Raw genomic sequence first — 15,113 nt, forward strand, 5'->3', positions numbered from 1 at the left:
TAACATAAATAAAATTACCTGGCAGTTTCCTACTCTCACATGAAAACAAGTTCATACTACCATCGGCGCTACGATATTTCACTTCTGAGTTCGGCATGGTATCAGGTGGGGCTACCGCGCATTTACCGCCAGGTAAATATTTTAAATTTAAAAATATTTTAGGTGTTGCAAGGTTAAGTCTCACGGGTCATTAGTATCAGTTAGCTCAACGCCTCACAGCGCTTACACATCTGACCTATCAACGTTATCGTCTTTAACGTCCCTTTAGGAGGTTTTTACCTCAGGGAAGACTCATCTTGAGGCAAGTTTCCCACTTAGATGCTTTCAGCGGTTATCTTTTCCGCACGTAGCTACCGGGCAATGCCATTGGCATGACAACCCGAACACCAGCGGTGCGTCCACTCCGGTCCTCTCGTACTAGGAGCAGCCCCTCTCAATCTTCCAACGCCCATGGCAGATAGGGACCGAACTGTCTCACGACGTTCTAAACCCAGCTCGCGTACCACTTTAAATGGCGAACAGCCATACCCTTGGGACCTACTTCAGCCCCAGGATGTGATGAGCCGACATCGAGGTGCCAAACACCGCCGTCGATATGAACTCTTGGGCGGTATTAGCCTGTTATCCCCGGAGTACCTTTTATCCGTTGAGCGATGGCCCTTCCATTTAGAACCACCGGATCACTAAGACCTGCTTTCGCATCTGCTTGAATCGTCACTCTTGCAGTTAAGCTAGCTTATGCCTTTGCACTAACCTTACGATATCTAACCGTAATTAGCTAACCTTTGTGCTCCTCCGTTACTCTTTGGGAGGAGACCGCCCCAGTCAAACTACCCACCAGACACTGTTCTCAGTCCGGATAACGGACTAGAGTTAGAATATCAAACATTAAAGGGTGGTATTTCAAGGACGGCTTTATGTAGATTTTAGTCTACATTAAAAGCCTCCCACCTATCCTACACATTAAAGCAAAATATTCAGTATCAAGCTATAGTAAAGGTTCACGGGGTCTTTCCGTCTTGCCACGGGTATACCGCATCTTCACGGCAAATTCAATTTCACTGAGTCTCGGGTAGAGACAGTCTGGCCATCATTACGCCATTCGTGCAGGTCGGAACTTACCCGACAAGGAATTTCGCTACCTTAGGACCGTTATAGTTACGGCCGCCGTTTACCGGGGCTTCGATCAAGAGCTATTTACTCTATCAATTAACCTTCCGGCACCGGGCAGGCGTCACACCGTATACGTCCACTTTCGTGTTTGCACAGTGCTGTGTTTTTAATAAACAGTTGCAGCCAGCTGGTATCTGCGACTGACTTCAGCGTTAGGAGTAAATCCTATAACTTACATGTCAGCGTGCCTTCTTCCGAAGTTACGGCACCATTTTGCCTAGTTCCTTTACCCGAGTTCTCTCAAGCGCCTTAGTATTCTCTACATGACTACCTGTGTCGGTTTGAGGTACGATTCTATATAATCTTAAGCTTAGAGGCTTTTCTTGGAAATATAGCATTAATCCCTTTATCATCGAAATGATTTTGTCATCACGCCTTAGTGTTATAGAAAAGTGGATTTGCCTGCTTTTCTCACCTACACGCTTAAACCAGAACAACCGTTCTCTGGCGGACCTAGCTTTTTTCGTCCCCCCTTCGCAATTATATAAAGTACAGGAATATTAACCTGTTTCCCATCGACTACGCCTTTCGGCCTCGCCTTAGGAGTCGACTTACCCTGCTCCGATTACCGTTGAACAGGAACCCTTAGTCTTTCGGCGAGCGGGTTTTTTACCCGCTTTATCGTTACTTATGTCAGCATTCGCACTTCTGATACCTCCAGAAAATTTTACAACTTTCCTTCACAGGCTTACAGAACGCTCCCCTACCCAACAAATTATTTTTATTTAATATAAAAATTATTTTGCTGCCGCAGCTTCGGTGCATAATTTAGCCCCGTTACATTTTCCGCGCAGGCCGACTCGACCAGTGAGCAATTACGCTTTCTTTAAATGATGGCTGCTTCTAAGCCCACATCCTGGTTGTTTATGACTTCCCACATCGTTTTCCACTTAACTATGACTTAGGGACCTTAGCTGGCGGTCTGGGTTGTTTCCCTTTTCACGATGGACGTTAGCACCCATCGTGTGTCTCCCGTGATAACATTCTTTAGTATTCTTAGTTTGCATTGGTTTAGTAATCCAATTTGGACCCCTAGCCGAAACAGTGCTTTACCCCCAAAGATGAATTCACGAGGCGCTACCTAAATAGCTTTCGGGGAGAACCAGCTATCTCCCGGTTTGATTGGCCTTTCACCCCTAGCCACAAGTCATCCGCTAATTTTTCAACATTAGTCGGTTCGATCCTTCAGTTAGTGTTACCTAACCTTCAATCTGCTCATGGCTAGATCACCGGGTTTCGGGTCTATATCCTGCAACTTAACGCCCAGTTAAGACTCGGTTTCCCTTCGGCTCCCCTATTCGGTTAACCTTGCTACAGAATATAAGTCGCTGACCCATTATACAAAAGGTACGCAGTTACATCATAACAATAACTTATCATGCTTCTACTGCTTGTACGTATACGGTTTCAGGTTCTATTTCACTCCCCTTACCGGGGTTCTTTTCACCTTTCCCTTACGGTACTAGTTCACTATCGATCAGTCAGTAGTATTTAGCCTTGGAGGATGGGCCCCCCATCTTCAGACAAGATACCACGTGTCTCGTCCTACTTTTTGAGTTCACAGAATAAATAACTTTAAATACAGGGCTATCACCTTATATTGCTGGACTTTCCAGACCATTTTTCTGATATTTATACTGCTGATAACTCTAGGCTGTTCCCCGTTCGCTCGCCACTACTAAGGGAATCTCAGTTGATTTTTTTTCCTCAGGATACTTAGATGTTTCAGTTCTCCTGGTTTGCTTTATTAAGCTATGAATTTACTTAATAATGATGCATTATAATTGCTTATTGCTGCATCAGGTTTTCCTATTCGGAAATCGTCGGTTGATAATGCTTCCTATCAGCTTACCGACGCTTTTCGCAGATTAGCACGTCCTTCATCGCCTCTGACTGTCTAGGCATCCACCGTATACGCTTATTCACTTAACCTTACAACCCTAAAATATTTTTTAGCTTATTATATTATAAAGTATAGTAGCTAAGATATAAAATTAAGATTTATATTATTTTTTTTTCAATTGTTAAAGAACAATACTATTTTATAGTGTTTCATAAAATAGCTTAACTAATAAAGACAATGTGTGTGAACACAATACAATATTTTCTATATTACAACATTATTACAACATTATTATAACATTTATTTAAGGAGGTGATCCAACCGCAGGTTCCCCTACGGTTACCTTGTTACGACTTCACCCCAGTCATGAATCACAAAGTGGTAAGTGCCCTCCAATTTGGTTAAGCTACTTACTTCTTTTGCAACACACTCCCATGGTGTGACGGGCGGTGTGTACAAGGCCCGGGAACGTATTCACCGTGACATTCTGATTCACGATTACTAGCGATTCCGACTTCATAGAGTCGAGTTGCAGACTCTAATCCGGACTACGACGCACTTTATGAGGTTTGCTAACTCTTGCGAGTTTGCTTCTCTTTGTATGCACCATTGTAGCACGTGTGTAGCCCTACTCGTAAGGGCCATGATGACTTGACGTTATCCTCACCTTCCTCCGGTTTATCACCGGCAGTCTACTTTGAGTTCCCGACTTAATCGTTGGCAACAAAGTATAAGGGTTGCGCTCGTTGCGGGACTTAACCCAACATTTCACAACACGAGCTGACGACAGCCATGCAGCACCTGTCTCAGAGTTCCCGAAGGCACGAAAATATTTCTATTTTCTACTCTGGATGTCAAGAGTAGGTAAGGTTTTTCGCGTTGCATCGAATTAAACCACATGCTCCACCGCTTGTGCGGGCCCCCGTCAATTCATTTGAGTTTTAACCTTGCGGTCGTATTCCCCAGGCGGTCGATTTAATGCGTTAGCTTCGAAGGCTATAGTTCAAGACTACAACCTTCAAATCGACATCGTTTACAGCGTGGACTACCAGGGTATCTAATCCTGTTTGCTCCCCACGCTTTCGTACTTGAGCGTCAGTTTTAGTCCAGGGAGGCGCCTTCGCCACTGGTATTCTTCCAGATCTCTACGCATTTCACCGCTACACCTGGAATTCTCCTCCCCTCTACGATACTCTAGCTAAGAAGTTTCAAATGCCATTCCCAGGTTAAGCCCGGGGATTTCACATCTGACTTAATTAACCGCCTACGTACGCTTTACGCCCAGTAATTCCGATTAACGCTTGCACCCTCCGTATTACCGCGGCTGCTGGCACGGAGTTAGCCGGTGCTTCTTTTGCGGGTAACGTCAATTGAAGGAATTATTAATAACTTCAATTTCTTTCCCGCTGAAAGTGCTTTACAACCCTAAGGCCTTCTTCACACACGCGGTATAGCTGCATCAGGGTTTCCCCCATTGTGCAATATTCCCCACTGCTGCCTCCCGTAGGAGTCTGGACCGTGTCTCAGTTCCAGTGTGGCTGGCCATCCTCTCAGACCAGCTAGAGATCGTAGCCTAGGTGAGCTATTATCTCACCTACTAGCTAATCTCATCTGGGTTCATCTAATGACATGAGGCCTATAATTAGGTCCCTCATTTTGGTCTTACATGACATTATGCGGCATTAGCTACCGTTTCCAGTAGTTATTCCCCTTCATTAGGTAGATCCCCAGACATTACTCACCCGTTCGCCGCTTGCCGACAAAATAGTATTTTACTACTATTTTTCGCTGCCGCTCGACTTGCATGTGTTAAGCTTACCGCCAGCGTTCAATCTGAGCCATGATCAAACTCTTCAATTAAAAATATTTATTGCTAAAATTTTTATAGATATATTTTGTATGTGTTCACACAAATTGTCTATACTAATTAAGTATTATTATTACTGTAATTTTTATTAATTACCACTAAAGAATAAACTTTGCTTGATAAGTCAATAGTTATTTTTATAAATATTTAATTAATTTAAATAAAAAATAGTTTTTATATTAATAAATGTATAATTTTTTATACAATTAAATCTATATTTATATAATTTAGGCATTAATATAGTATTATTATTATTAAATAATAATACAATGAATTATATTTTACTAAATAATATATTTATATTAATTAATTTTAATAATAAAAGTATTATATAAAGTTTTTTAACTTCATTTTTGTATTTGGCAAATCAATAATTGTACCATCATAAATTTTTGCTGATAGGCTAATAGATTCAGATAGTGTAGGATGAGCATGAATAGTTAATGCTATATCTTCTACATCACAACCCATTTCAATAGCTAAACTAATTTCACCAATTAACTCACCTCCATTCATCCCTACTATAGCTCCACCTATTATTTTATTGGTGTTTTTATCAAAAATTAATTTAGTAATACCATCTTTGCAATTAGAAGCATGAGCTCTACCTAAAGCTAACCAAGGAAAAATAGATGCTTCATAGCTAATTTTTTTAGTTTTAGCTTCTTTTTCTGTTATACCAACCCATGCTACTTCTGGTTCAGTATAAATAATAGAAGGAATGACTTTAGGATTAAAATAACTAGTTTGATTCGCAATAACTTCAGCAGCTACATAAGCTTCATAAATTGCTTTATGTGCTAACATTGGTTGACTAACAATATCTCCAATAGCATAAATATTACTAATATTAGTACGCATTTGTTTATCAACTTGTATAAAACCTTTATTATTAATTTGAATACCTATTTTTTGAGCATCTAGTAAAGTACTATTGGGGATACGTCCAATAGCTACTAATAGTATATCGTAACATTTAATTTGTGTTTCATTTTCTTTATTAGTTATAGATACATATATACCATTGTCTTTTGTTTCTATATTTGTTAATTTTGTTGATAACATCAATGTCATTTTTTTACTAATATGTTTCATAAAAACTTTTATAATATCTTTATCAGCATTAGGAATAATTTGATCTGTCATTTCTATAACATCAATGTCTGAACCTAAAGCATGATATATTGTTGCGATTTCTAAACCAATAATCCCTCCTCCTATTACTAACATACGTTTAGGTACTGAAGTTAATGCTAATGCATTCGTTGAATTCCAAATTCTTTTATCTTGATAAGGTATACATGGTAATGTAATAGGACTAGAGCCAGCTGCAATAATTGCATTATCAAAAATTATGTTAGTAAAATAATTATTATTAGTTACTTGTATAGTATTAGTGTTAGTAAATTTACCATAGCCATTAATAACTTTTATATTACGTTCTTTTGCCATCTTACTGATATTAGATGTTAATTCACTTACTATTTTTTCTTTCCAAATACGTATTTGATCTACATTAGAATGTAGATTTCCAAATAATATGTTCTTATCTCTTAGAAGATTTACTTCTGTAATAATTTTAGAAACATGTAATAATGATTTTGATGGAATACATCCTATATTAAGACATACCCCACCAAGATTAGAGTAACGTTCTACTATAATAGTAGATAACCCTAAATCTGCACAACGAAAGGCTGCAGAATAACCACCTGGACCTGAACCAAGAACTACTACTTGAGTTTTTATTGTTTCATTCATTTATTATCTCTTAGGATTATTATTAGTATTAATAGTACTAAATATTTTAGTAATTATTACATAATTAAATTACGTATATCAGTAATCATATGACTTATTAAATTAATAAAACGTACTCCATCGCCTCCATTAATTACTCTATGATCATATGATAATGATATCGGTAACATAAGTACTGGAGTAAACATATTATCATTCCATACAGCTTTTAAATAGGATTTAGATATCCCTAATATAGCTACTTCTGGTGCATTTACTATAGGAGTAAATGTCATACCACCACCAATACTACCTAAATTAGAGATAGTGAAACATCCTCCTTGCATATCAGATGCAGTTAGTGTCCCAGTATTAGCTTTTTTAGCAAACTCAGTAAGTTCATGCGCTAACTCAATAATACCTTTTGTGTTTACATTACGACATACAGGTACTACTACTCCATTTATAGTATCTATTGCAATACCAATATTAATATATTTTTTTATACAAATTGTTTTTTCATCTGAAGATAATGAACTATTAAAATAAGGTAATTCTTGTAATACCTTAGCAACTGCTTTTAGCATAAAAACTAATAATGTAATTTTTATATTTATATTTTTATTTGCTAATTTAGTATTTTGTTGTGTTCTAAATTTTTCTACTTCTGTAATATTGATTTCATCAAACTGAGTAACATGAGGAATATTAGTCCAATTCTTCTGTAGTTTTTCACTTGATATTTTTTGAATTTTGCTTAATTCAACCTCTTCAATATCTCCAAATTTACTATAATTACAATTATTTGATACTGATAAAATAGGTGAAATATTACTCTTTGTACAAATAGAAGAGTGTATAATATTTTTTATGTAATTTTTGATATCATTACGTACAATTCTACCTTTTCTACCTGTACCTTTTATGTTAGCTAAATTAATATCAAATTCATGTGCTATACGACGAATCAATGGAGTAGCATGAATATAGGCATCATTATTTTGTATTACATTATTATTTATATGATCTGTGATATCATCTTCTATATTTATATTAGAAGATGACATTATAGGTTCTAATTTAATTAAATTATCATTGTTAATAGATGTTTCTATATTAGAAGAAAAAATATTTTTTTTATCTGATTCTATTGCTATAGAATCAACATTCATTTTCATAATCATTGAACCAGTACTTACTTTATCACCTATATTAATATAAATTTTTGTTATTTTTCCAGAGTAAGGTGCTGGAATTTCCATTGAAGCTTTATTTCCTTCTACAGTAATTAAAGATTGATTAACTTCAATTGTATCGCCTATATTAACTAGAATTTCAGTTACTTCTACTTCATCTGTACCGATATCAGGCAATTTAATTTCCATAATTATTATTTATTTTACCTCTTATGCCAGCCGTGGATTAATTTTTTCAATATCAATACCAAAAGTATTAATTGCTTTATCTAATATATCAGCTTTAATTTGTCCTATTTTTACTAATTCCCATAATGCAGCTACTACTATATAATTTGTATCTACTTCAAAATAGTTTCGTAAGTTATCGCGGCTATCAGAAAGACCAAAACCATCTGTACCTAATACGCTAAAATTAGAAGTAGGTATAAATTTACGTATTTGTTCTGCAAATAATTTCATATAGTCAGTCGATGCTACAACCGGTGCTGTATTCAGAACAGTTGCAACATATGGTATACGTGGTGATTGTGTAGGATGTAACATATTCCAGCGATCACAATCTTGACCATCACGAGCTAATTCAGTAAAAGAAGTAACACTATAAACATCAGAACTAATTTGATATTCGTTTGATAGTATTTTAGCTGCTTGACGTACTTGACGTAAAATAGCACCAGAGCTTATTAGCTGAATTTTTCCTTTTTTGCCTTCTATAGTTTCTAGTTTATAAATTCCTTTACGAATACCTTCTTCGACTCCTATTGGCATAGCTGGCATATAATAGTTTTCGTTTAGTGTAGTTATATAATAATATATATTTTCTTGTTTTTCTCCATACATACGATTTATTCCGTCATGTATAATAACCGCTACTTCATAGGCATATGCAGGATCATAAGAAATACAATTTGGAATTGTTAATGCTTGAATATGACTATGTCCATCTTCGTGCTGTAACCCCTCTCCGTTCAGAGTAGTACGACCAGAAGTTCCTCCAATTAAAAAACCACGTGCTTGTTGGTCACCAGCGGCCCATAACAGATCACCAATACGCTGAAAACCAAACATAGAATAATAAATATAAAATGGAATCATTGGTAAATCATTAGTACTGTAAGAAGTAGCAGCAGCTAACCAAGAAGATGCAGCCCCTAATTCATTAATTCCTTCTTGTAAAATTTGACCTTTATTGTCTTCACGATAATAAGCTACTTGCTCTCTATCTTGAGGTATATACTTTTGTCCATTTGAGTTATAAATACCAATAGATCTAAATAATCCTTCCATACCAAATGTACGTGCTTCATCTGCAATAATAGGCACTAACCTATCTTTAATAGGTTGTTTAAGTAAAATATTTAATGTACGGACAAAAGCTACAGTAGTAGATATTTCTTTTTTTTGTTCATTGAGTAATGAGCTAAAATGATTTAATTTGGGTAATTGAAGTTGCTTGGTAAAATTTTTTTGTCTACTTGGTAGGTAACCGTATAGTGCCTTACGTTTTTCATGTATATATTTATATTCTTCTGAATTTTTGTTAAATTTAATGTAAGGTAATAATTCTATTTGATCATCCTGAATCATATTTAAATTAAAACGATTACGAAAAGAACGTATTCCTTCTATATTTATTTTTTTTACCTGATGAGCAATATTCATTCCTTCTCCTGTAATACCCATACCATAGCCTTTTATGGTATGGGCTAAAATTACTACAGGCTTACCAATAATATTCTTAGCTTTTTGTAAAGCAGCAAAAATTTTTTTTGGATCGTGACCACCACGATTTAATGACCAAATTTCTTCGTCACTCATATTTTCTACTAATGCAGCAGTTTCATGATATTTACCAAAAAAATATTTACGTACATAAGCTCCATTTTTAGATTTAAATGTTTGGTAATCACCATCTAATGTTTCATTCATTAATTGAATTAATTTATTATAATTTTTTTGACACAACAGTTTATCCCAACGACTACCCCAAATAACCTTTATTACTTCCCAACCTGCACCCTTAAATATGCATTCTAGCTCATTAATTATTTTTCCATTTCCATTTACCGGGCCATCTAAACGTTGTAGATTACAGTTAATTATAAAAATAAGATTATCAAGTTTTTCACGAGTAGCTATATTTAGTGCTCCCTTAGATTCTGGTTCATCCATTTCACCATCGCCTAAAAAAGCATAAACCGTTTGATTACTTGTATCTTTTAATCCACGATTATTAAGATATTTAAGAAATTTTGCTTGATATATAGCACATATTGGTCCTAGTCCCATAGATACTGTAGGAAATTGCCAAAATTCTGGCATTAACTTAGGATGTGGATAAGAAGATAATCCTTTACCGTGTACTTCTTGACGAAAATTATTCATTTGTTCTATTGTAATACGACCTTCTAAAAAGGCTCTTGCATATATTCCAGGAGATATATGTCCTTGAAAATATACTAAATCACCACCATCAGTTTTATTACATGCTCTAAAAAAATGATTAAAACAAACATCATAAATAGTAGCAGATGATTGAAAAGAAGCTATATGACCACCTAAATCTAAATTTTTTTTAGATGCATTTAATACTATCATCATAGTATTCCAACGTATAACCGAACGAATACGTCGTTCTAAATTTAGATTACCTGGATATTCAGGCTCATCTTCTACTGGAATACTATTAATATAATTACTAATAGTCGTATCATTAAATATTTGTATACCGCTGTTATGTGCTTTATGTAATATTTTGTTAATCAAAAATTTTGCACGTATAATCCCTTCTTTACTAATAACTGATTCAATAGCAGATAACCAGTCACGTGTTTCGATAGGATCTACATCATTAGGATCAAAATAGAATTTTTCTAACATGGTGTTTTCCTTAGATTTTTAATTCTATATATTTTAATATTTTACTGTGTAATTTAAATTTTCAAAAAAATATTTTTTTAGTACAACTAAAGTTATTATTTTTAATTTTAAATATAAAATATGGAGTTGTTATGTTTTATAAAATAAATAATACTAATAATCGTAAAAAAGAATTATTTATACGTATTAAAAAATATATTCCATTTATAGTAAATTTTTCTCTAAAAGAAGATTTAGGTGGAGTAATTAATATAGAATCAGATATTACTACTAAATTAATATCTGAAAACAGTAAGTCTAATGCAGTAATTATAACAAGAGATAATGGCATTTTCTGTGGTAAAAATTGGTTTCAAGAAGTATTTAAACAACTAGGGAATAATGTTAGTATTAATTGGCAAGTAGCTGATGGAGATGTAATAGAAGCTAATCAAATATTATGTACACTTTATGGTCCTACACGAATATTACTTATTGGTGAACGTACTGCTCTAAATTTTATTCAAACTATGAGTGGTGTGGCTAGTCAAGTAAAATATTATTCTGATCTATTATATCAGACTAATACTAAACTGTTAGATACAAGAAAAACATTACCTGGATTACGTACAGCATTAAAATATGCGGTGTTATGTGGAGGTGGTAATAACCATAGATTAGATTTAACAGATGCCTTTCTGATAAAGGATAATCATATTATTGCAGCAGGATCTATAACTAATGCAGTAGCACAAGCCAAGATAATTAGTACTTCAATACCAATTGAAGTAGAAGTAAAAAATTTTAAAGAATTAGTAGAAGCATTAGCAGCACAAGTAGATATTATCATGCTAGATAATTTTAGTAATCAAAATATCTCACAAGCTATAGCTATTAATAAGCAACAAGCTGCACTAGAAATTTCTGGTAACATTACGCTAAATAATATCAAAGAATATGCATTAATGGGTATTGATTATATTTCAGTAGGAGCATTAACAAAAAATGTACGTGCGCTAGATTTAACTATGTATTTACAATAAATCATATGTAAAAGGATATAGATTTTTTATGTCTTATGTTGTTGCTCTTACTGGAGGGATTGGTAGTGGAAAAAGCACAATTGCTAATATATTTGCTTCCTTAGGTGCATTTATTATAGACGCAGATATTCTTACTAAACAGATAGTACAACCAAATAGTAAGACTTTAAGTTGTATTATTAGACATTTTGGTAATAGAATACTAAATTCTAATGGAACTTTAAATAGTTCAATATTACGTGAAATTATTTTTAATATACCAAAAGAAAAATTATGGCTTAATCAATTAATTCATCCTTTAATTAAGCAATTAACTAAACAAAAAATTTGTGCTATGTCTCAATATGTTCCATATATAATATGGGTAATACCTCTTTTAATAGAAAATAACTGGCAATCCTATGTAGATAGGATTTTAGTAGTAGATGTAATTACTGAAATACAAATCAGTAGAACAATTAATCGTGATAATATTAATCATAATTTAATTAAAAAAATTTTAGCTGCTCAGACTACACGTCAACATCGTTTATTATATGCTAATGATATTATTGATAATAATAGTTATCTAAAAAATACTATTAATAATATTAATAAATTACATAATTTATATTTAAATCTTGCTGTAAGTAAAAAAAATTACACAATTTAATCTGTAAAAGTAAAAATTAGTTTTTATAAGCTATTATAATATAATAGTGAGTTAATATTAATTTATTACTTTACTTTGTTACTTAAAGTATAAACTGATAATATAGGAATATTAGTATCATTTAATAATGATTGAATTATATTATGCTCTTTAAGCATTTTTAATTCTATTTTACTCAGTGTAATAATTACTTCATATTTTAATGAATCTAACATAGATTGAAACATCTTAAAAGATTCACGCTTATACTCTTGTTTTGGATCTTTTTGTGCATATCCTCGTAAATGAATTCCTTGACGTAAATAGTCCATTGCTGCTAGATGTTCTTGCCATAGTAAGTCTAGTGTTTGTAACATGACGCGTATTTCTAACAGACGTATGATATTGAAACCTATGATTTCTTCTTTAATTCTATATTGCTCTATCATCTGATTTAGTATTGTAGAATATAAATCTAATACATCTAATTTATAGAGCTCAGATTTAGTCAAGGGAATATTTATATTAATACCAAAATCATTTTTTATACGCTGTTGTAAACTTACTAGATCCCACATATCTTCTAAAGATTGTGGTGGAATATAAGTATTAATAATATTTGTTAGTACATCTTTACGAATAATATTAATAGTATCACTAATATCTATTGCTTCTAACAATTCATTACGTTGTGCATAAATTACTTTACGTTGATCATTAATGACATCATCGTATTCTAATAACTGTTTACGAATATCAAAATTACGACTTTCTACTTTACTTTGAGCATTAGCAATTGCTTTTGTTATCCACGGATGTTCTATAGCTTCACCAGACTTCATGCCTAATTTTCGCATAATATTAGATACGTTATTAGAAGCAAAAATACGCATTAGAGTATCTTCCATAGATAAATAGAAACGAGATGATCCAATATCTCCTTGACGACCAGAACGTCCACGTAACTGATTATCAATTCTGCGTGATTCATGACGTTCTGTACCAATAATATGCAGACCTCCAGCAGCTAATACTGCATCATGCTGTTTTTGCCATAATAATTTAAGATTATTTATTTTTTTATTAGATGTTTTTTGTCCGTGAATTGCTGCTTGCCAATTACCACCTAATACAATATCAGTTCCACGTCCAGCCATATTAGTTGATATAGTTACTGCTCCAGGCTTACCAGCTTGTGCGACTATTTCTGCTTCCATAGAATGAAATTTAGCATTTAATACTTTATGTTTAATACCTAATGTTTCTAATTGATGAGATATCATTTCTGATTTTTCAATTGAAATAGTTCCTACTAAAACGGGTTGTCCTCGTTGAATACAATTCTTAATTTCTTTTATAATAGCATTAATTTTATCTTTCTCTGTTAGAAAAATAAGATCTGGAAAATCTTTACGAATCATTGGTTTATTAGTTGGAACTACGATAGTATCTAACTGATAAATTGATCTAAACTCTAAGGCTTCAGTATCTGCAGTACCAGTCATACCTGATAATTTTTCATATAATCTAAAATAATTCTGAAAAGTTATTGATGCTAATGTTTGATTTTCGTTCTGTATAACTACATGCTCTTTAGCTTCTATTGCTTGATGTAAACCATCTGACCATCTACGACCAGGTAAAGTTCGACCAGTATGCTCATCTACAATCATAACTTCACCATGTTTTACTATATAATCAACATTTCGTGAGAATAATACATAGGCACGTAGAGCTGCAGTAATATGATACATTAATATAATATTCTTTGTAGAATACAGTGATTCTTTCTCATCTAATAGACCAAACTGAACTAAAAGTTTTTCCATTAAAACTAGACCACGTTCAGTAAAATATACTTGGCGCTCTTTTTCATCTATAGTATAATGACCTTTACCTTTAAAAGTATCTGAATCTTCTTTATCCTGACAAATAAAGAATGGCATTAATTTATCAATTTTATAATAAATATCAGAGCTATTTTCGGTTGGTCCAGAAATAATTAATGGTGTACGTGCTTCGTCTATAAGAATAGAGTCAACTTCATCTACTAATGCATAGTGCAGTTTTCTTTGTACACGTTCTTTTATACTAAATGCCATATTATCTCTTAAATAGTCAAAACCATACTCATGGTTAGTTCCATAAGTAATATCAGCATTATACGCATTACGTTTAGCAGAAGTAGATATTCCATGTAAGTTAATACCAATACTAAGACCAAGAAATTCGAATAGTGCACTATTATGTTCTGCATCTCTTTTTGCTAAATAATCATTAACAGTAACAATATGTACTCCATTACCACTAAGAGCATTCAAATAAGCAGGTAAAGTAGCCGTTAAAGTTTTTCCTTCACCAGTACGCATCTCGGCAATACAACGTTTGTTTAGTACCATACCACCTAATAGCTGAACATCGAAGTGACGCATACCAATAACTCTCTTACTAGCTTCTCTGACTACAGCAAATGCTTCTGGTAAAATATTATCTATAGATTCATTATTATTAAGTCTATCACGAAATTCTGAAGTTTTATCTGCTAATTCTTCATCTTTTAGTTTTTCTAGCTTAGGTTCCAAATTATTAATAATATCTACAATTTTACTCATATAACGTAGTCTACGATCATTGCTGCTACCGAATATTCTAGTAAAAAATCGTGCTAACATAATAATTTTATTCTCGTTCGTTATAACACTATATATTAGTTATTAGTATTTTATAACTATAGGTAATAAGAAAATTACTATTGTTT

At 33.3% G+C, this 15,113-nt stretch carries 5 protein-coding genes, 3 rRNA genes and 1 pseudogene; 2 read left to right on the forward strand and 7 right to left on the reverse strand.

Going from position 1 to position 15,113, the window contains the following annotated elements:
- Positions 1-16: 16 nt before the first annotated feature.
- The 6 genes from rrf to aceE all read right to left on the reverse strand — a co-directional run bounded on the left by rrf (position 17) and on the right by aceE (position 10,702).
- Positions 17-133, reverse strand: a 5S ribosomal RNA gene (gene rrf, locus AB162_RS02175).
- Positions 134-169: 36 nt separating this feature from the next.
- A 23S ribosomal RNA gene (locus tag AB162_RS02180) occupies positions 170-3,105 on the reverse strand.
- 216 nt (positions 3,106-3,321) lie between these two features.
- Positions 3,322-4,876 (reverse strand): 16S ribosomal RNA (locus AB162_RS02185).
- Together the 16S, 23S and 5S rRNA genes form the textbook arrangement of a ribosomal RNA operon.
- A 334-nt stretch (positions 4,877-5,210) precedes the next feature.
- Entirely contained in the window at positions 5,211-6,644 is a 1,434-nt protein-coding gene (gene lpdA / locus AB162_RS02190) for a dihydrolipoyl dehydrogenase (RefSeq protein WP_053097111.1), read from the reverse strand.
- A 56-nt stretch (positions 6,645-6,700) separates the two neighbouring features.
- Positions 6,701-8,008, reverse strand: coding sequence for a 2-oxo acid dehydrogenase subunit E2 (locus AB162_RS02195; RefSeq protein WP_260080487.1), 1,308 nt, complete (start codon positions 8,006-8,008; stop codon positions 6,701-6,703).
- A 21-nt stretch (positions 8,009-8,029) separates the two neighbouring features.
- Positions 8,030-10,702 (reverse strand): pyruvate dehydrogenase (acetyl-transferring), homodimeric type, encoded by a 2,673-nt coding sequence (gene aceE / locus AB162_RS02200; RefSeq protein ID WP_053097113.1) that lies wholly within the window; start codon positions 10,700-10,702, stop codon positions 8,030-8,032.
- Positions 10,703-10,833: 131 nt separating this feature from the next.
- On the opposite strand from aceE, the gene nadC reads away from it, so the two are divergent.
- Positions 10,834-11,724: a carboxylating nicotinate-nucleotide diphosphorylase gene (gene nadC / locus AB162_RS02205; RefSeq protein ID WP_053097115.1), complete on the forward strand. Its 891-nt coding sequence runs from the start codon at positions 10,834-10,836 to the stop codon at positions 11,722-11,724.
- 28 nt (positions 11,725-11,752) lie between these two features.
- Positions 11,753-12,376: a dephospho-CoA kinase gene (gene coaE, locus AB162_RS02210; protein ID WP_053097117.1), complete on the forward strand. Its 624-nt coding sequence runs from the start codon at positions 11,753-11,755 to the stop codon at positions 12,374-12,376.
- 146 nt (positions 12,377-12,522) lie between these two features.
- Here the strand turns inward: coaE and secA are convergent.
- Positions 12,523-15,027, reverse strand: a pseudogene (gene secA, locus AB162_RS02215) (preprotein translocase subunit SecA); the annotation flags it as partial.
- Positions 15,028-15,113: the final 86 nt, after the last annotated feature.

The sequence above is a fragment of the Candidatus Palibaumannia cicadellinicola genome (assembly GCF_001269425.1).
Taxonomy (GTDB): Bacteria; Pseudomonadota; Gammaproteobacteria; order Enterobacterales; family Enterobacteriaceae; genus Baumannia; species Baumannia cicadellinicola_A.

What these genes read in the sequence shown, in the direction of transcription:
- lpdA (WP_053097111.1), bottom strand. Translation starts at nt 6,644, where the DNA reads ATGAATGAAACAATAAAAACTCAAGTAGTAGTTCTTGGTTCAGGTCCA.
- AB162_RS02195 (WP_260080487.1), bottom strand. Translation starts at nt 8,008, where the DNA reads ATGGAAATTAAATTGCCTGATATCGGTACAGATGAAGTAGAAGTAACT.
- aceE (WP_053097113.1), bottom strand. Translation starts at nt 10,702, where the DNA reads ATGTTAGAAAAATTCTATTTTGATCCTAATGATGTAGATCCTATCGAA.
- nadC (WP_053097115.1), top strand. Translation starts at nt 10,834, where the DNA reads ATGTTTTATAAAATAAATAATACTAATAATCGTAAAAAAGAATTATTT.
- coaE (WP_053097117.1), top strand. Translation starts at nt 11,753, where the DNA reads ATGTCTTATGTTGTTGCTCTTACTGGAGGGATTGGTAGTGGAAAAAGC.